This window comes from Variovorax boronicumulans (assembly GCF_019352895.1).
Classification (GTDB): Bacteria; Pseudomonadota; Gammaproteobacteria; order Burkholderiales; family Burkholderiaceae_C; genus Variovorax; species Variovorax boronicumulans_A.
Genome location: NZ_JAAAFX010000009.1, coordinates 1,076,068 through 1,091,896, shown reverse-complemented (window position 1 = coordinate 1,091,896; position 15,829 = coordinate 1,076,068). Strand labels below are relative to the sequence as shown.

Annotated in this window: 18 protein-coding genes and 1 pseudogene; 17 read left to right on the top strand and 2 right to left on the bottom strand. The window is 69.4% G+C overall.

Features of this window, described 5'->3' with window-relative positions; all coding sequences use genetic code 11:
- Positions 1–192: 192 nt before the first annotated feature.
- The 5 genes from K0H49_RS24220 to K0H49_RS24200 all read left to right on the top strand — a co-directional run bounded on the left by K0H49_RS24220 (position 193) and on the right by K0H49_RS24200 (position 3,238).
- The gene (locus tag K0H49_RS24220) at positions 193–756 is read left to right on the top strand and encodes a YdeI/OmpD-associated family protein (RefSeq protein ID WP_219218071.1); all 564 of its coding nucleotides are present in this window, start codon (positions 193–195) and stop codon (positions 754–756) included.
- Positions 757–879: 123 nt separating this feature from the next.
- Positions 880–1,341 (top strand): GNAT family N-acetyltransferase, encoded by a 462-nt coding sequence (locus K0H49_RS24215; RefSeq protein ID WP_219218069.1) that lies wholly within the window; start codon positions 880–882, stop codon positions 1,339–1,341.
- A gap of 235 nt (positions 1,342–1,576) precedes the next feature.
- Positions 1,577–2,059, top strand: coding sequence for a YcxB family protein (locus K0H49_RS24210; RefSeq protein WP_219218066.1), 483 nt, complete (start codon positions 1,577–1,579; stop codon positions 2,057–2,059).
- A 155-nt stretch (positions 2,060–2,214) separates the two neighbouring features.
- A complete protein-coding gene (locus tag K0H49_RS24205; protein WP_219218065.1) occupies positions 2,215–2,571 on the top strand; it encodes a nuclear transport factor 2 family protein in 357 nt (118 codons plus the stop codon).
- Positions 2,572–2,680: 109 nt separating this feature from the next.
- Positions 2,681–3,238: a hypothetical protein gene (locus K0H49_RS24200; protein WP_257625105.1), complete on the top strand. Its 558-nt coding sequence runs from the start codon at positions 2,681–2,683 to the stop codon at positions 3,236–3,238.
- Between the two features lie 64 nt (positions 3,239–3,302).
- On the opposite strand, the gene K0H49_RS24195 is transcribed toward K0H49_RS24200, so the two are convergent.
- The gene (locus tag K0H49_RS24195; RefSeq protein WP_219218062.1) at positions 3,303–3,764 is read right to left on the bottom strand and encodes a MarR family winged helix-turn-helix transcriptional regulator; all 462 of its coding nucleotides are present in this window, start codon (positions 3,762–3,764) and stop codon (positions 3,303–3,305) included.
- A 167-nt stretch (positions 3,765–3,931) separates the two neighbouring features.
- On the opposite strand from K0H49_RS24195, the gene K0H49_RS24190 reads away from it, so the two are divergent.
- The gene (locus K0H49_RS24190) at positions 3,932–4,339 is read left to right on the top strand and encodes an LIC_13387 family protein (RefSeq protein WP_219218060.1); all 408 of its coding nucleotides are present in this window, start codon (positions 3,932–3,934) and stop codon (positions 4,337–4,339) included.
- A gap of 51 nt (positions 4,340–4,390) precedes the next feature.
- Here the strand turns inward: K0H49_RS24190 and K0H49_RS24185 are convergent, their stop codons facing one another.
- Entirely contained in the window at positions 4,391–4,981 is a 591-nt protein-coding gene (locus K0H49_RS24185; RefSeq protein ID WP_219218058.1) for a GbsR/MarR family transcriptional regulator, read from the bottom strand.
- Positions 4,982–5,131: 150 nt separating this feature from the next.
- Here K0H49_RS24185 and K0H49_RS24180 point away from each other — a divergent pair, with 150 nt between their 5' ends.
- The 11 genes and pseudogenes from K0H49_RS24180 (at position 5,132) to K0H49_RS24130 (ending at position 15,829) form a co-directional block, all read left to right on the top strand.
- Positions 5,132–5,317 (top strand): hypothetical protein, encoded by a 186-nt coding sequence (locus K0H49_RS24180; RefSeq protein ID WP_219218048.1) that lies wholly within the window; start codon positions 5,132–5,134, stop codon positions 5,315–5,317.
- 32 nt (positions 5,318–5,349) lie between these two features.
- The gene (aroC, locus tag K0H49_RS24175; protein WP_219218045.1) at positions 5,350–6,465 is read left to right on the top strand and encodes a chorismate synthase; all 1,116 of its coding nucleotides are present in this window, start codon (positions 5,350–5,352) and stop codon (positions 6,463–6,465) included.
- Entirely contained in the window at positions 6,465–7,682 is a 1,218-nt protein-coding gene (locus K0H49_RS24170) for an MFS transporter (RefSeq protein ID WP_219218044.1), read from the top strand. Before aroC ends, K0H49_RS24170 begins: the two co-directional genes overlap by 1 nt.
- Positions 7,683–7,745: 63 nt before the next feature.
- On the top strand, positions 7,746–8,339 hold the full coding sequence (locus K0H49_RS24165) for a rhomboid family intramembrane serine protease (RefSeq protein WP_219218042.1): 594 nt from the start codon (positions 7,746–7,748) through the stop codon (positions 8,337–8,339).
- Positions 8,340–8,445: 106 nt separating this feature from the next.
- Positions 8,446–9,675, top strand: a complete 1,230-nt coding sequence (gene pcaB / locus K0H49_RS24160) for a 3-carboxy-cis,cis-muconate cycloisomerase (RefSeq protein WP_219218040.1) — start codon at positions 8,446–8,448, stop codon at positions 9,673–9,675.
- Positions 9,672–10,112, top strand: a complete 441-nt coding sequence (locus K0H49_RS24155) for a carboxymuconolactone decarboxylase family protein (protein ID WP_219218038.1) — start codon at positions 9,672–9,674, stop codon at positions 10,110–10,112. Before pcaB ends, K0H49_RS24155 begins: the two co-directional genes overlap by 4 nt.
- Positions 10,109–11,325 (top strand): annotated as a pseudogene (locus K0H49_RS24150) (MFS transporter). Before K0H49_RS24155 ends, K0H49_RS24150 begins: the two are co-directional and overlap by 4 nt.
- Positions 11,322–12,086, top strand: coding sequence for an alpha/beta fold hydrolase (locus K0H49_RS24145; protein ID WP_219218036.1), 765 nt, complete (start codon positions 11,322–11,324; stop codon positions 12,084–12,086). The pseudogene K0H49_RS24150 and the gene K0H49_RS24145 overlap by 4 nt, the downstream one beginning before the upstream one ends.
- Positions 12,087–12,117: 31 nt before the next feature.
- On the top strand, positions 12,118–13,416 hold the full coding sequence (locus K0H49_RS24140) for a UDP-N-acetylglucosamine 1-carboxyvinyltransferase (RefSeq protein WP_219218027.1): 1,299 nt from the start codon (positions 12,118–12,120) through the stop codon (positions 13,414–13,416).
- A 97-nt stretch (positions 13,417–13,513) separates the two neighbouring features.
- Positions 13,514–14,191, top strand: a complete 678-nt coding sequence (locus tag K0H49_RS24135) for a DsbA family oxidoreductase (protein ID WP_219218025.1) — start codon at positions 13,514–13,516, stop codon at positions 14,189–14,191.
- Between the two features lie 84 nt (positions 14,192–14,275).
- A complete protein-coding gene (locus tag K0H49_RS24130) occupies positions 14,276–15,829 on the top strand; it encodes a DUF1800 domain-containing protein (RefSeq protein WP_219218023.1) in 1,554 nt (517 codons plus the stop codon).

Sequence of the window (15,829 nt, the reverse complement as noted above, 5' to 3'; positions counted from 1 at the left end):
CCACGCCATCACGAAAGGCTTCGTGAAGCGAGGCCTGCGAAGATAGGGGGGCATGCGCCGCGGCACCAGTGCCCAAAGTCACTGTTTGTGGCGTGGCGCGCATGCGCAGTCGCTGCCGTGAACCGGTGCCCATGTGGCATGCTTCTTCGGCCAGGCGTTCCCTTCTTCGAGCATCCGAACACGCAGCCGGCCATGACGCCTCCGAAGTTCTTCAAGACACCGCAAGCCTTCGGGCAGTGGCTCGCAGTCCACGCCGACAGCGCCCAGGCGCTTCTCGTGGGCTATCACAAGGTCGGCACGGGGGAGCCCTGCATGTCGTGGTCGGAATCGGTCGACGAGGCGCTGTGTCACGGCTGGATCGATGGCGTGCGCAGGCGCATCGACGAGGCGACGTACGCCATCCGTTTCACGCCGCGCCAGCCGACGTCCATCTGGAGCGCCGTCAATATCGCGAAGGTCGAGCGACTGCGGCTGGAAGGGCGCATGACGCCGGCGGGCCTCAGCGCTTTCGCGAAACGGACGGCAGCGCGGTCGGCCATCTCCTCGCACGAACAGAACGGGATCGCCGAACTCGGCGCGGACGAGCTGCGTGCATTCCAGGGCGACAAGGCCGCCTGGGCCTTCTTCGAGCAGACGCCTCCCAGCTACAGGAAGCGCGTCCTGCACTGGGTCTGCAGCGCCAGGAAGCCCGCGACCCGCAACGCCCGCCTGAGCAAGCTCATCGCAGCCAGCCTGGCGCTGCAGCGGTTGCGCTGAGCCCGCCCCGTGGTTCGAACCCGAGCACCGAAGCGCTTGCATGCCGGCCGGGTCGCCCACAACAATCGGCATTCACCGGCGACGCACCTTCGCCGCTTCCAACCCTTCAGCCCACGACGACCTGTGCCCCCAAAAATCCTCATTCGTCCCGCCACCGACGCGGACTTCGATGCCTGGCGGGTCCTGTGGGACGGCTACAACGCGTTCTATGGCCGGAGCGCAACGACCGCGCTACCCGTCGACATCACGCGCACGACCTGGTCGCGCTTCCACGATGCCGCGGAGCCGATGCATGCGTTGGTGGCCGAAGGCGCATCGGGCCTGCTCGGCCTGGCCCACTTTCTTTTCCATCGAAGCACGACGCAGATCGGGCCGAGCTGCTACCTGCAGGACCTGTTCACCGTCGAAGCGGCCAGAGGGCAGGGCGTGGCACGCGCGCTGATCGAGGAGGTCTATTCGCGGGCGAAGGCCGCCGGCGCTCCGAGGGTCTACTGGCAGACCCACGAGACCAACGCGACGGCGATGAGGCTCTACGACAAGGTGGCCGAGAAATCCGGCTTTGTCGTCTATCGAAAGATGCTCTGACCGATCGTTGGCCGCCGGGTCCCGAGATCGGCTACAACCCCGACATGCCCTGCGCGCCCTCCGGTTCGACCCCTGTGACACCTGGACGCGACCTCGCCTTCCGGGCCCTTGCGCCGCAGAGGCGTCGCAACGCAGGGCGACGAAGCGCTCGGCGCCATGAGCGCCGGCCTCGGCCTTCTGCTGCCGCCCAACACCCCGGTGGCCTCTTCGTACGTTGTCAGGAAAGCTGCAGCCCATGATCGCCAGATTCAGGATTTCCGAGGACGACTACGCGGGCGCGATGAAGCTCTTCGTGCGCCTGACCCGAACGCGCCGCCTGCTGTTGATCGCCATCGTGGCGGTGTTGGTGCTGGGCGCGCTGCTCGGTGGCCGCACGCTGTGGCCGGTCGTCCTGGTGGGTTTCGTCGGCGCCGGCATCGTCGTGATGCCCATCGCCCTGGCGCCCACGGCGGCCCGGCGGCACTACCGCCAGTACAAGGGCATGCAGGAGGCGTTCGGCGCCGAGCTGCTGGACCACGGTCTGCGCATCGAGTCCCTGCATGGCGAGGGCACGATCGTCTGGGAGAACATCCTCCAGTGGCGGCAGAACGATCGCTTCGTGCTGGTCTATGTGATGCCCCGGCTTTTTCACGTGCTGCCCAAGTCCGTGGTCGAACAGGGCTTCGACATGCCGGCGCTCATCGAGCGCCTGGGGCGGCAGGTCGGACCGGAGGCCTGATGGGCCCGTCGACGGCTGCGTGCGCAGCGACGAGCCAAAAGCTGACGTGGTCGTTGCGGGCCGACCCGCAATGGAAAGACGCCGGACTGATAGAAATGGCAACTCGCCGGCACGCGCACGCTTGCACGGATCGGTCGAACACAGGAGCGTTCTGAATGTCCGACACCCACAAGGCAATTCTGGAAAAGGCCAATGCGGCCATCACCCAAGGCGACTACGAAGGATTTCTGGCCTATTGCACCGACGACACACGGTGGACCTTCGTCGGCGACAGAATCCTGCGCGGCAAGCAGGCCGTTCGCGAATGGATGGCGACCGCCTACAAGGAGCCGCCCCGCTTCGCGGTGCATCGCCTCATCGCCGACGGCGACTTTCTCTCGGCCGTTGGCGAGATCACGCTCAGGGACGATGCAGGCAAGACGAGCCGCAACGCCTACTGCGATGTCTGGCGCTTTCGCGACGGCCGGCTGGCCGAGCTGCAGGCCTTCGTGGTCGAGGCTCGCCTGGCGTGAGACCCGCCTGCACAGGACGTGTGATGTCGGGCCCACGCGCGTCCGGCCGTGGGCCGGCCGATGGCACCCTGCGAGATCCCGCATGCCACCACCCCGCCGGAGTCCAAGGATGAAGAAGTTGCTGCCATGGCCGGTCCTGGCGGTCTCGCTCGCCTTCCAGGCCCACGGTGCGCCGGGCCTTCCGTATTCAGCAGACGAGGCACGAACATGGCTCGCGTCCCTCGGTGCCCATGTGATGGTGATCAACGCCGACCTCACGTTGAGGAGGAAGCTGCCGGCGAAGGCGTTCGACCTCCTTGCCTACTATCCGCTGTCGAAGGACAAGGCGGACGCGTACAAGCGCACGGGCCAGCTCGTCAAGAAGAAGGACGACATCGCCAACCTCGTGACCTACAGGATCACGAACTACCGACTGACCAACGAGAAGAACGAGACGCTGCAGCTCGAGGAAGACATGGATTCAGGCCCACTGCAGAATTTCCCGCTCTGGACCTACGACAAGGTCCTGTGCGGCCAGCTCGGTGTCTATGTGAAGCTGGACAAGCCCTTCGAACGCGTCAAGGGCTACATGACGCTGGTGTGGGAAGTGCCCGGGGGAATGGCACATGAAACCCGCGTTCCCGTGGACCTCTCGATCACCGACAAGGACCCGCGGCCCGGCATCTGAGGTCGGCTGTCTTGTCCGGTCGCGGAAGTCGAACGGCCGCAACGGGCCTGCAGGAGGCATCCGATCAGCGCAGTGCCTCGAGCCGCGCCGAGACGCCTTCCATCACGTTCGTGACAAAAGTGAGTTCCGCTTCGGAGCTGCCGGCGACCATCGCGGTGACCACCTCCGATTGGATCTTCAGGGAACGGGCCGCGATCTTCTCGCCGGCGGCGGTCAGCGTCAGCCTTTTGACCCGTGCATCGCTGGCATCGGCTTCGCGCCGGACCCAGCCCTTCGCCTCCAGCTGCGCGAGCAGCATGCTCACGCCGCTCTTGGTGACGAAGCAGCGTGCCGCCAGCTCCTGTTGCGTGATGCCGGGCATCGTCGTGAGCGTCGCCAGCACCTCGTGATCGCCGATGCGCAGGCCCAGCTCGGCCAGCCGGACGCTCATCGTCGCGTCGCACAGGTTGTAGGCACGGACGACGGCGAGCCAGGTCTTGGTGCCATGCGGCGACGGGGGGGTGCGGGCTGTCTTGGGGGTGGTCATGGCATATCGTTCAATGTTGAACTACACTGTTCAATGTTGAACCAATTCTATCTGCGCAATGAACCCTCGCCTGCCCTCGCCCCCGACCTTGCTTGCAACCGACGACCGTGTCCTCGCGGACGGACATGGCGCGACCGGCGCTGCGTCGTAGCCAAGGGAGGCCTCAAATGCTTGCTCAGACACTGACGATCGCAGGCGCTGCCGTGATGGGCCTGCTGGGCACGGTGCACCTGCTCTACACCTGCTGCACCGACAGGTTCGACCCGAACGATGCCGCGACCAAGGCCGCGATGCAGGCCGGCCACCCCTTGCTCACGCGCCGCACGACGCTCTGGCGCGCATGGGTGGGTTTCAACGCAAGCCACAGCCTGGGCGCCATGCTGTTCGCGACGGTCTATCTGATCCTGGCGATCGGCCACATCGAATGGCTGCGCATGTCGCCCGCCTTGGCATGGCTCGCGGTGGTCGGGTCGGGCGGCTATGTCCTGCTCGCGCTGCGCTACTGGTTTCGCACGCCACTGATCGGCTGCGCCATCAGCACGGCCTGCTTCATCGGCGCCGCATGCACGCGCTGAAAGGGAGGCCGCGGATCGACCGTTGGCTGGCAGCGAGAAACACCGCGGCGCCTACTTCTCCACCGGCTTGCGCTTGCCCCCGCCCGTCAACCGGTCCTTGAGCCCCAGCACTTTGGTCACGGTCGCGCCCATGCCCATCAGCTGCATGGCGGTCTCGGGCGCGAGGCGCTGAACGTCGTCGAACCACTTCATGAGCCGATCGATCAGGTCGTGCATCTCGCGCATGCGCTGCTGGGCATGGCGTTCCTCGTCCGAGGTCGGCTCTTCGAGCAGCGCCATGCGCAGCATCGACAGCGTGGGCTCGATCTCGCGGCGCCGGCGTTCCTCGGCGAGCACGCGGAAGATCTCCCACACGTCCGAGGGCGCCTCGAAGTACTCGCGGCGGTCGCCGGACTGGTGGCGCAGGCGCACCAGGCGCCAGGCCTGCAGTTCCTTCAGGCCCATGCTCACGTTGGAGCGCGAGAACGCCAGCAGCTCGGAGATCTCGTCGGCGTTGAGGGCGCGCTCCGACAGGAAGATCAATGCGTAGATCTGGCCGACGGTGCGGTTGATGCCCCATTTGCTGCCCATCTCGCCGAAGTGGGCGACGAACTGGCGGTTGAGGGGCGGGAGCTCGAGGGGAGGGCTGCTGGTGCTGGGCATGCCGCGATTGTTGCGCGTCGCTGCTGAAGCTTCAAGAAGTTCTGAAAAGAGGGGGGCTTTTCGGGCGGTTCCGGGGTGCTTCCGGATTGACCTGCGTTTCGCGCCGCGCCGATACTGGCCGCCACACCAAGCCCCCACGAAAGGCATCGCATGAGCAACGAATTGCGCAAGAAGCTGCATGAACTGTCGGTGCTGGTCGACAACGCACCCGACCCGCAGACCCGCGCCATCGTCGAGGCGCTGAGGCTGCAGACCGCGATCCTCAACGAGCGGCTGTTCTCCATCGACCTGCAGATCGGCGAACTGATCCAGCGCCTCGATGCGCGTGCACGCTGAAGGGGCGTGCATTGTGGGGATAATCGAGCGCCATGAGCGGCAACACTTTCGGCAATCTCTTCGCGGTCACCAACTTCGGTGAATCGCACGGCCCCGCGATCGGCTGCGTGATCGACGGCTGTCCCCCCGGCATGGCCCTGACCGAGGCCGACATCCAGGGCGACCTCGACCGTCGCCGCCCGGGCACCAGCCGCCACGTCACGCAGCGCAACGAGCCCGACGCGGTGCAGATCCTCTCGGGCGTCTACCAGGGCAAGACCACCGGCACGCCGATCGCGCTGCTGATCCAGAACACCGACCAGCGCAGCAAGGACTACGGCGCCATCGCCGAGCAGTTCCGGCCCGGCCATGCCGACTTCAGCTACTGGAAGAAGTACGGCATCCGCGATCCGCGCGGCGGCGGGCGCTCCTCGGCCCGGCTCACGGCGCCGATGGTGGCGGCCGGCGCGGTGGCCAAGAAATGGCTGTTCGAGAAGTACGGCACGGTGTTCCGCGGCTGCATGACGCAGATCGGCGAGATCGCCATCCCCTTCGAGGACTGGCAGCACGTGCCGAACAACCCCTTCTTCGCGCCGGTGGCCGATGTGGCGGCGCTCGAGGCCTACATGGACGCGCTGCGCAAGGCCGGCGACTCCTGCGGTGCGCGCATCCGCGTGACCGCCTCGAAGGTGCCGGTCGGCCTGGGCGAGCCGCTGTTCGACAAGCTCGATGCCGACATCGCCTTCGCGATGATGGGCATCAATGCGGTCAAGGGCGTCGAGATCGGCGCCGGCTTTGGCAGCGTCACGCAACGCGGCACCACGCACGGCGATTCGATCACGCCCACCGGCTTCGCGAGCAACAACGCGGGCGGCGTGCTCGGCGGCATCAGCACCGGGCAGGACCTGGAAGTGAGCATCGCGATCAAGCCGACCAGCTCGATCATCAGCCCGCGCCAGTCGGTCGACGTGAACAACCAGCCGGTCGAGGTCGTGACCAAGGGCCGGCACGACCCCTGCGTGGGCATCCGGGCCACGCCCATCGCCGAGGCGATGCTGGCGCTGGTGGTGATCGAACATGCCTTGCGCCAGCGGGCCCAGAACGGTGACCGCGGCGACAGTGCCGCGCCAACCGAAGCCCCCGCCGCCCTGCAGGCCTCCTTCCTCTAGTGGCCGCCGCGCCACCCCCGCCGTCCCCCGCGGGGGGCCGCGGTCACCTGCTGGCGTTCGCCGCGCTGTCGGCGAGCTATTTCGCCCACATCGGTTTCTTCAACCCCTACCTGCCGCTGTGGCTCAAGGACCAGGGGCTGCCGATCTTCACCATCAGCCTGCTGGCGGCGGTGCAGTCCTTCACCCGCGTGTTCGCGCCCTACGCCTGGGGCGCCCTGAGCGACCACACCGGCGAGCGCGTGCGGCTGCTGCGCATCAGCGCAGCCATCGCGACGGTCGTGTCCTTCGGCCTGTGGGTGCCGGGCAATGCCTGGTGGATCGGCTTCTTCCTGCTGCTGCTGTTCACCCACACCAGTTCGATGATGGGGCTCACCGAGGCGGCGATGGCGCAGCTGGTGGCCGGCGACTGGGGCCGCTACGGCCGCATCCGGCTCTGGGGCTCGGCCGGCTTCCTGCTCACGGTCTCGGTGGCGGGCGAATGGTTCGACCGTTTCGGCATGGGCCACTTCCCGCCCTGGGCGTCGATCACGCTGGCGCTGGTGCTGCTGGCCGCCTGGCGCCTGCCCGACGTGCGCGAGCCGCCGGCCGCGCACGACGAGGCGCGCGTGCCGGTCGGCCCGGTGCTGCGCCAGCCGGCGGTGCGCTGGTTCCTGGCCTCGCTGTGCCTGCACATCACGGCGCACTTCTCGATCTACGGCTTTCTCTCGCTCTACCTCGATTCGCTGGGCTACGGCAAGGGCGTGATCGGCGGGCTGTGGGCGCTGTCGATCGTCACCGAGGTGGGCTGGTTCTTCGTGCAGGGCCGGATCATCGGCCGCTTCCCGATGGCGCGCTGGCTGCTGATCTGCAGCGTGGTCGCGATCGCGCGCATGGCGCTCACCGGCGCGGCCGGGCAGTGGCTGATCGCCATCGTGCTGGCGCAGCTGCTGCACGGCCTGAGCTTCGCGGCGCATCACACGACCTGCATCGCGCTGATCACGCGCCACTTCCCGGGCCGGCTGCGCGGCCGCGGCCAGGCCTTGTTCACCGTGGTCGGCTACGGCATCGGCGGCGTGGCCGGCGTGCTGGCCGGCGGTGCGCTGGCCAGCCGCTTCGGCTTCGGCGCGATGTTCGCCGCGGCCTCGGTGCTGGCGGTGCTGGGGACGCTGTGCGCCTGGCGCATGGAGCGGGTCGAAGCCGGCTTCGGGCCGGGCCAGGAACCTGGCGCGATGGCCTGAGTCGCACCGGGCGCGCTCTTCTTTTTCTTCCCCTTTCCTTGCCGACCCAGAAACGGAGTCTCGATGTTCTTCATGCCGCCCGCCACCCAGGCGTTGATCCTCAGCTGCGTGGTCGTTTTCCTGATGCAGTCGCTCGGCGTCGACGGGCTGGCCATGTTCGCGCTGTGGCCCGTCGATTCGGGCGGCTTCATGCCCTGGCAGGTGCTGAGCTACGCCTTCCTGCACGGCGGCATGTCGCACCTGGTGTTCAACATGTTCGGCCTGTTCATGTTCGGCGCCGAGCTCGAGCGCGTCTGGGGCCCCAAGCGCTTCCTGGTCTTCTATTTCGTGAGCGTGCTGTTCGCCGCGCTGGCCCAGCTCGCGGTCGCGGCCTGGAGCGGCAGCGGCGCGCCGACGGTGGGCGCCTCGGGCGGCCTGTTCGGCCTGCTGCTGGGCTTTGCGATGCTGTTCCCGAACCGCCGCATCGTGCCGCTGATCCCGCCGATCCCGATGCCGGCCTGGCTCTTCGTGCTGCTCTACGGCCTGATCGAACTGTTCCTGGGCGTGACCGGCAGCATGAGCGGCGTGGCCCATTTCGCGCACCTCGGCGGCATCCTGGGGGGCTGGCTCACGCTGCGCTACTGGCGCGGGCAGATTCCTTTCGGCCGGCGGCGCTGAGGCCCTGGCAGCCGGCGAGTACCGCAGCGCGCGACAGGGCGCGGGCCGCCGTTCACAATGCGGGCCTTGCGCCCGCTTTTTGGCGGGCCCTGTGCCCGCTTTTTCCATGAGCATCTTCGACGCCTTCCTTTCCAACCCCGAGATCCAGGCGGTCTTCGAGGGCCCCGCCGTGGTCGGCGCGATGCTGCGCTTCGAGGCCGAACTGGCGCGCGCGCAGGCCGACGTGGGCCTGGTGCCCGGTGCCGCGGCCGAGGCCATCGCCGCCTGCTGCGACCCGGCGCTGTTCGATCCCGCACAGATCGCGCGCGACAGCGGCCGTGCCGGCAGCCTCGCGATCCCGCTGGTGCTGGCACTCAAGGCCCGCGTGGCCGAGCGCCATCCCGAGGCCTTGCCCTTCGTGCACCTGGGCGGCACCAGCCAGGACGTGATCGACACCGCGCTGGCACTGGCCATGCGCGAGGCGCTGGCGCTGCTGGAAACCGATCTCGATGCCGCGATCGCGGCCCTGCTCGATCATGCGCAGGCCCATGTCGCGACACCGATGCTGGCGCGCACGCTGATGCAGCCGGCCTCGGTCACCAGCTTCGGCCTGGTGTGCGCCCAATGGGCCGCGCCGCTGCTGCGCAGCCGCGAGCGGCTGGCCGAGGTCGCGGCACGTGCGCTGCAACTGCAACTGGGCGGCGCGGTCGGCACGCTGGCGCAGATGAAGGGGCAGGGCGCCGCGGTGCGCGCCCGGCTCGCCGCCGCGCTGCAGCTGCGCGACCCCGGCGCCAACTGGCACACCCAGCGCGACGAGGCGGTGGCGCTGGGCTGCGAACTCGGCCTGCTGGCCGGCAGCCTGGGCAAGATCGCGCTCGACCTGTCGCTGCTGGGCCAGTACGAGGTCGGCGAGGTCAGCGAAGGCAGCGAGCCCGGTCGCGGTGGCTCCTCGGCCATGCCGCACAAGCGCAATCCCGTGGCCTCGATGGTCGCGCTGGCCGCGGCGCAACGCGCGCCGCAGCAGGTCGCGGCGCTGCTGGCCGCGATGCCGCAGCAGCACCAGCGCGCCCTGGGGCCGTGGCAGGCCGAGCTGGCCGCATGGCCGCAGCTCTGGACCACCGTGCAGGGCGCGGCGCGCGCCATGGCCGGCGCGCTGCCGCGATTGCAGGTCGATGCCGCACGCATGCGCGCCCAGATCGACCGGCTGCGCGCCGAACTCCCGCACGAGGCGGCCGACGAATGGTTCGACCCCGCGCTGGCCGACGGCGCGGCCGACCTCGCACGGCTGCTGCTGCAAGCGCTGCGGACCCGCTTCGACACCCTTCGCGCATCCACTTCCAAGGACGTTTCGCCATGAGCGACGACAGCAACATTCCTTCCCCTTCTTCCGCTTCGAGCGACTACGAACGCGGCCTGCTGCAGCGGCGCCGCGTGCTGGGCGACGCCTGGGTCGACCAGTCGCTGGCCAAGCGCACCAGCTTCAACGCCGAGTTCCAGGAACTCATCACGCGCCACGCCTGGAACGACATCTGGGGCCGGCCCGCGCTGGGCGACAAGACGCGCCGCTACATGGTGCTGTCGATGATGCTGGGCACCCATGCCTACGAAGAGTTCGCGATGCACGTCCGGTCCGCTCTCGAGGGGCCGCCCGAGTCGCGCCTCACGCCCGACGACATCAAGGAAGTGCTGATGATGGCGGCCATCTACTGCGGCGTGCCGGTGGCCAACCATGGCTTCGGCATCGCCACCGCGATCCTGCGCGAGAAGGGCCTGCTCTCGGACCTGCCGAAGTGAGTGCGGCCCTGGGGACGCCATCCCCCGCGATTTCCTTCGCCTTGCTGCTGCCGCTGCTGCTCGCGGCGCAGCCGGTGGCCACCGACAGCTACCTGCCGGCCCTGCCCGAGATCGCGCGCGAACTGGGCTCGGCCAGTGCGAGCCTGACGGCCTTCGTGCTGGCCTTCGGCTTTGCGCAACTGGCCTGCGGGCCGCTGGCCGACCGCATCGGTCGCCGTCCGGTGCTGCTCGGCGGCCTGGCCCTCTACGCGCTGGCCTCGGCCGGTGGCGTGTTCGCGCCCAGCATGGCCTGGCTGGTGGGGCTGCGCGTGCTGCACGGCTTCGCGATGGCCGCGATCCTGGTCTGCGCGCGCGCCGCGGTGCGCGACCTCTACCCCGCGCACGAAGGCCCGCACATCATGGCGCGCGGCCTCACCGGCCTGGGCATCGTCGCGCTGTTCGCGCCGGTGATGGGCGCCTTCGCGGTCGAGGAACTGGGCTGGCGCTGGGTGCTGGGCGGCATGGCCGTCTATGCGCTGGTGCTGTGGGCGATGTGCCACCGCTATTTCGGCGAGACGCTGCGGCGCCCGGGCGTCGGCGAGGCCGCTGCGCCCCGGGGCCGCCTGCGCGAGGTGTTCGCCAGCGCAAGCTTTCGCGCCTGGGCCTCGGTCGCGGCCAGCACCTACGCGGGCATCTTCTCCTTCCTGCTGCTGTCGCCGATGGTCTACATCGGCTACCTCGGGCTCACGCCGATCCAGTACGGCTGGATTCCCGCGGGCGGCTCGCTGGTCTACATCTTCAGCACCACGATGTGCCGGCGCCTGCTGCGCCGACGCGGTGCCGTGCGCACCGTGCAGCTGGGGGCCACGCTGAGCCTGGCCGGCCCGCTGCTGGCGGCGCTCGGCTGCTGCCGCTGTCGATCTGGCCGCTGCTGCTGGGCCACGGCGTCTATTGCCTGGGCCACGGCATCCATCAACCCTGCGGCCAGGCCGGCGCGGTGGGCGACCTGCCGCACCTGGCCGGACGCGCGGTGTCGTGGTCGGGCTTCGGCATGATGGTGGCGGGCTTCGTGGTCGGGCAGACCGCCGCCACCTTCATCGACCCGGCCTCGTCCAACGGCGCCTGGCCGATGGTCGTGCCGATGGCGCTGGCCGGCGCCTCGCTGATGCTCATCGCCTTCTTCTGGCTGCCCCGGCTGCCTGCAACCTCCGTCCGTAAAGAGATCGCACCATGATTCCATTGAATGTCCTGCGCGAAGGCGAAGGCCCGATCGTCGTGCTGAGCCATGCGCTCGGCTGCAACCTGCACATGTGGGACGGCGTGGCCGCGCTGCTGTCGCGCGCCCACACCGTGATCCGCTACGACCACCGCCACCACGGCGGTTCGGCCGCGCCGGCGGCGCCGTTCTCCGTCGAGGCCCTGGCCGACGACGCGGCGGCGCTGATCGAGCGCGAAGCCGGCGGCGAGCCCGTGCATTTCGTCGGCCTGTCGATGGGCGGCATGACCGCCCAGGCGCTGGCGGTGCGCCGGCCCGAGCTGCTGCGCGACGTGGTCATCGCGAACTCGAGCGCGCACTATCCTGACGTCTCGACCTGGCAGGCTCGCGTGGCGCGCGTCCAGGCCGAGGGCGTGGCCGCCATCGCCGATGGCGCGGTCGAACGCTGGCTCACGCCCGCCTGGCGTGCCACGCCCGAAGGCACGGCCGCCGCCGCCGCGCTGCACGGCATGCTGGTGGCCACCGATGCGGCCGGCTACATCGAAAGCTGCAAGGCCGTGGCCGGCATCGACTTCCGTGCGAGCAACCGCCGCATCACGGTGCCGACGCTGGTGATCGACGGCGCGCAGGACCTGGCCACGCCGCCCGCCATGTCGGACCTGATCGCCGCCGCCATCCCGCATGCGAAGCGCGCGAGCCTCGATGCAGCGCATGTGAGTGCGGTCGAAAAGCCCGTCGAGTTCGTGACCCTTCTGACCGATTTCTGGCGCAGCCTCTGAGCCGGCGCACCTTCACTTTTCCCTTCGTCCCATGTCCAACCTCATCGTCCACGGCGGCCGTCCGCTCAGCGGCCGCATCACGCCCTCGGCCAACAAGAACGCGGTGCTGCCGGTGCTCTGCGCCACCCTGCTCAGCACCGAGCCGCTGCGCCTGCTCGGCGTGCCCGACATCACCGACGTGCGCAAGATCCTCGACATCTTCCGCACGCTGGGCAGCCAGGTCGAGATGGACCATGCGAGCGGCACGCTGAACCTGCACCACCGCGAGACCACCTTCGATGCGGTGCGCCACCGGCTGCCCGAGGAGATGCGCTCGTCGATCATGCTGGTGCCGCCGCTGCTGGCGCGCTTCGGCGTGGCGCGGCTCGAGGACAACGTCAAGGGCTGCACGCTGGGCGTGCGCGAGATCGATCCGCACGTCGAGGTGTTCCGGCATTTCGGCGCCGAGGTCGAGCGCGCCGACGGTTCGCTGCTGGTGCGCGCGGGGCGCCTGCGCCCGGTCGACCACTGGCTCGACTACGCCTCGGTCACCACCACCGAGAACTTCGTGCTCTGCGCCTCGGCGGCCGAGGGCACCTCGACGCTGACCAACGCGGCGTCCGAGCCGCATGTGCAGGAGTTCTGCCGTTTCATGGTCGCGCTCGGCGCGCGCATCGAGGGCATCGGCACCTCGCGCCTCACGGTGCATGGCGGGCTCAGGCTGGGCGGCGGCGAGTTCCGCTTCGACGAGGACTTCCACGAGATCACCACCTTCCTCGCGCTCGGCGCGATCACCGGCGGCGATGTGGTGGTGCGCAACACCGCGCCCGGCAACTTCCCGCTGATCGACCGCACCTTCGCCAAGTTCGGCGTGAAGATCACGCACGAAGACGGCTGGTCGCGGGCCAGCACGCCAGGCGCGCTGCGCGTGCAGACGCCGTTCACGAGCAACGTGCTGACCAAGGTCGAGGCCGCGCCCTGGCCCTACTTCCCGGTCGACCTGCTGCCGATCTTCATCGCGCTGGGCGTGCGCGCGCAGGGCAACGCGATGTTCTGGAACAAGGTCTACGACGGCGCGCTGGGCTGGACCGGCGAGCTGTCGAAGTTCGGCGCCCACGTGTTCTCGTCCGACCCGCACCGCCTCATCACCTTCGGCGGCGGACCGCTGACGCCGGCGGTGGTCGAGAGCCCCTACATCATCCGGGTGGCGATCGCGCTGTTCATGGTGGCGGCCAGCATCGAGGGCCGCTCCGAGATCCGCAACGCCACGCCGATCCGCCGCGCCCACCCGCATTTCGTCGAGAACCTGCGCAGCCTGGGCGTGCGCGTCGAGTGGACCAGCGAGGAATGACCCGCGGCGGCGGTGGGGTGATCGCCCGGGCCCCCGGCAGCGGTGGCGTGCCTGGCGCCATCATGGCGGCTTGTCCCTGCCTTTTAAGAGCCCGCCGATGACCGCCCGCCTCAAGATCGATTTCGTTTCCGATGTGTCCTGCCCCTGGTGCGCCATCGGCCTGACCGCGCTGGAAAGCGCGCTGGCGCGGGTTGCGCCCGAGGTCACGGCCGAGCTGCACTTCCAGCCCTTCGAGCTCAACCCGCAGATGGCGCGCGAGGGCGAGGACACCGTCGAGCACCTGACGCGCAAGTACGGCATCTCGGCCGAGCAGGCGCAGACCAATGCCGAGGCGATCCGCCAGCGCGGTGCCGCGGTCGGCTTCACCTTCGGCCAGGGCAAGCGCAAGCGCATCTGGAACACCTTCGACGCGCACCGGCTGCTGCACTGGGCCGAGTTCGAGGGCGAGGCGCAGCAGAAGGCGCTCAAGAAGCGGCTGCTGCAGGCCTACTTCACCGACGGCGAGAACCCCTCGGACATCGAGGTGCTGCTGCGCGCCGTGACCGAGGTCGGCCTCGACCCGGTGCGCGCCCGCGCCATTCTCGAGAGCGACGAATACGCCGAGGAAACGCGCCAGCGAGAGCACCTCTACACCGAAGCCGGCATCCGCTCGGTGCCCGCGATCATCATCAACGACCAGCACCTGATCTCCGGCGGCCAGCCGGTCGAGGTGTTCGAGCGCGCGCTGCGCCAGATCGCCGGCGAGGCGACGGCGCAGAAGACCCTGCAGGCCTGAGCCGGCGACGGCTTGTCACCGGGCTTCACCCGGCGTTGACACGACCCTGTCAACCTGAGCGATGTGCGAAAGGTTGAATACGGCATGCCATCGATCCGTCTGTCGATTTTCCGTCCGGGCATTGCGCTCGCGGCCTTGCTGCTCGCCGCCTGCAGCAGCATCCCCACGCCGAAGCTCGCCACGCCCCCGGCGGACGCCTCGGCTCGGCTGCAATGGCTCGACCGCGTGAGCTGGGGCGCCAGCCCGGCCGACGCACAGCAGGTCGAAGCGCTGGGCGTGCCCCGCTGGCTCGGCGCGCAACTGCACCCGGGCCCGGCCACCTTGCCGGCTGCGGCACAGGCGCAGATCGACGCGATGCGCATCAGCAGCACCCCGATCGACCGCCTGGCGCGCGAACTCGAGGCCCAGCGCAAGGCCGCCGACGCGCTCGCCGACGACGATGCGAAGGCGGCCGCGCGCCAGGCCTACCAGCAGGCGCTCAACCAGCTGAGCCGCGAGGCCCAGCAGCGCTTCCTGCTGCGTGCGCTCTATTCGACCAACCAGCTGCAGGAGCAGATGACCTGGTTCTGGATGAACCACTTCAACGTGAGCACGCGCAAGGGCGGCTTGCGCGAACTGGTCGGCGACTACGAGGAAACGGCCATCCGCCCGCATGCGCTGGGCCGCTTCCGCGACCTGCTGGGCGCGACCGCGCGGCATCCCGCGATGCTGCGCTACCTCGACAACGCGCAGAACGCGGGCGGCCGGCTCAACGAGAACTACGCGCGCGAGCTGATGGAACTGCACACCCTGGGCGTGGGCAGCGGCTATTCGCAGGCCGACGTGCAGTCGCTGGCGCGCGTGCTCAGCGGCCTGGGCGTGACCCTGCGCGACGACGGTCCGCCGCCACGTCTGCCTGCTGCCCAGCAGGCCGCGTATGTGCGCCAGGGCCTGTTCGAGTTCAACCCCGCGCGTCACGACGACGGCGCCAAGACGCTGCTGGGCGCACCGATCACGCAGCGCGGCCTGGCCGAGGCCGACGAAGCACTCGATCGCCTGGCGCGCGCCCCGGCCACCGCGCGCTTCGTTTCGCACAAGCTGGCCGTCTATTTCGTGGCCGACGTGCCGCCGCCCGCGCTGGTCGACCGCATGAGCGCGACCTTTCTTCGCAGCGACGGCGACATCGCCGCCGTGCTGACCACGCTGTTCGAGTCGCCCGAGTTCGCGGCCTCGCTGGGCCACAAGTTCCGCGACCCGGTGCACTACGTGGTCGGCAGCGTGCGCCTGGCCTATGGCGATCGCGTGGCCACCGACCTGGCACCGATGATGGGCTGGCTCAACCGCATGGGCCAGCCGCTCTACGGCCACGAGACGCCCGACGGCTATGCGCTCACGCAGGACGCCTGGGCCAGTGCCGGGCAGATGGCCACGCGCTTCGAGATCGCGCGGGCCATCGGCGCCAACGGCGCGGTGCTGTTCCGCGCCGCCGACAAGGCGCCGCTGGAGAAGCCGCCGTACCCGCCGCTGGCCACCTCGCCGGTGGTGCGCACGCAGACGGCGGCGCTGAGCACGGCCACGCGCGCGGCGCTGGCGCAGGCGAACTCGCCGCCCGACTGGAACACCTTCTATCTCGCGTCCCCCGAGCGCAACAACCGCTGA

Coding starts and splice junctions, on each gene's coding strand:
- K0H49_RS24220 (WP_219218071.1), top strand. CDS start 193: ATGACGCCTCCGAAGTTCTTCAAGACACCGCAAGCCTTCGGGCAGTGG.
- K0H49_RS24210 (WP_219218066.1), top strand. CDS start 1,577: ATGATCGCCAGATTCAGGATTTCCGAGGACGACTACGCGGGCGCGATG.
- K0H49_RS24205 (WP_219218065.1), top strand. CDS start 2,215: ATGTCCGACACCCACAAGGCAATTCTGGAAAAGGCCAATGCGGCCATC.
- K0H49_RS24200 (WP_257625105.1), top strand. CDS start 2,681: ATGAAGAAGTTGCTGCCATGGCCGGTCCTGGCGGTCTCGCTCGCCTTC.
- K0H49_RS24195 (WP_219218062.1), bottom strand. CDS start 3,764: ATGACCACCCCCAAGACAGCCCGCACCCCCCCGTCGCCGCATGGCACC.
- K0H49_RS24190 (WP_219218060.1), top strand. CDS start 3,932: ATGCTTGCTCAGACACTGACGATCGCAGGCGCTGCCGTGATGGGCCTG.
- K0H49_RS24185 (WP_219218058.1), bottom strand. CDS start 4,981: ATGCCCAGCACCAGCAGCCCTCCCCTCGAGCTCCCGCCCCTCAACCGC.
- K0H49_RS24180 (WP_219218048.1), top strand. CDS start 5,132: ATGAGCAACGAATTGCGCAAGAAGCTGCATGAACTGTCGGTGCTGGTC.
- aroC (WP_219218045.1), top strand. CDS start 5,350: ATGAGCGGCAACACTTTCGGCAATCTCTTCGCGGTCACCAACTTCGGT.
- K0H49_RS24165 (WP_219218042.1), top strand. CDS start 7,746: ATGTTCTTCATGCCGCCCGCCACCCAGGCGTTGATCCTCAGCTGCGTG.
- pcaB (WP_219218040.1), top strand. CDS start 8,446: ATGAGCATCTTCGACGCCTTCCTTTCCAACCCCGAGATCCAGGCGGTC.
- K0H49_RS24155 (WP_219218038.1), top strand. CDS start 9,672: ATGAGCGACGACAGCAACATTCCTTCCCCTTCTTCCGCTTCGAGCGAC.
- K0H49_RS24145 (WP_219218036.1), top strand. CDS start 11,322: ATGATTCCATTGAATGTCCTGCGCGAAGGCGAAGGCCCGATCGTCGTG.
- K0H49_RS24140 (WP_219218027.1), top strand. CDS start 12,118: ATGTCCAACCTCATCGTCCACGGCGGCCGTCCGCTCAGCGGCCGCATC.
- K0H49_RS24135 (WP_219218025.1), top strand. CDS start 13,514: ATGACCGCCCGCCTCAAGATCGATTTCGTTTCCGATGTGTCCTGCCCC.
- K0H49_RS24130 (WP_219218023.1), top strand. CDS start 14,276: ATGCCATCGATCCGTCTGTCGATTTTCCGTCCGGGCATTGCGCTCGCG.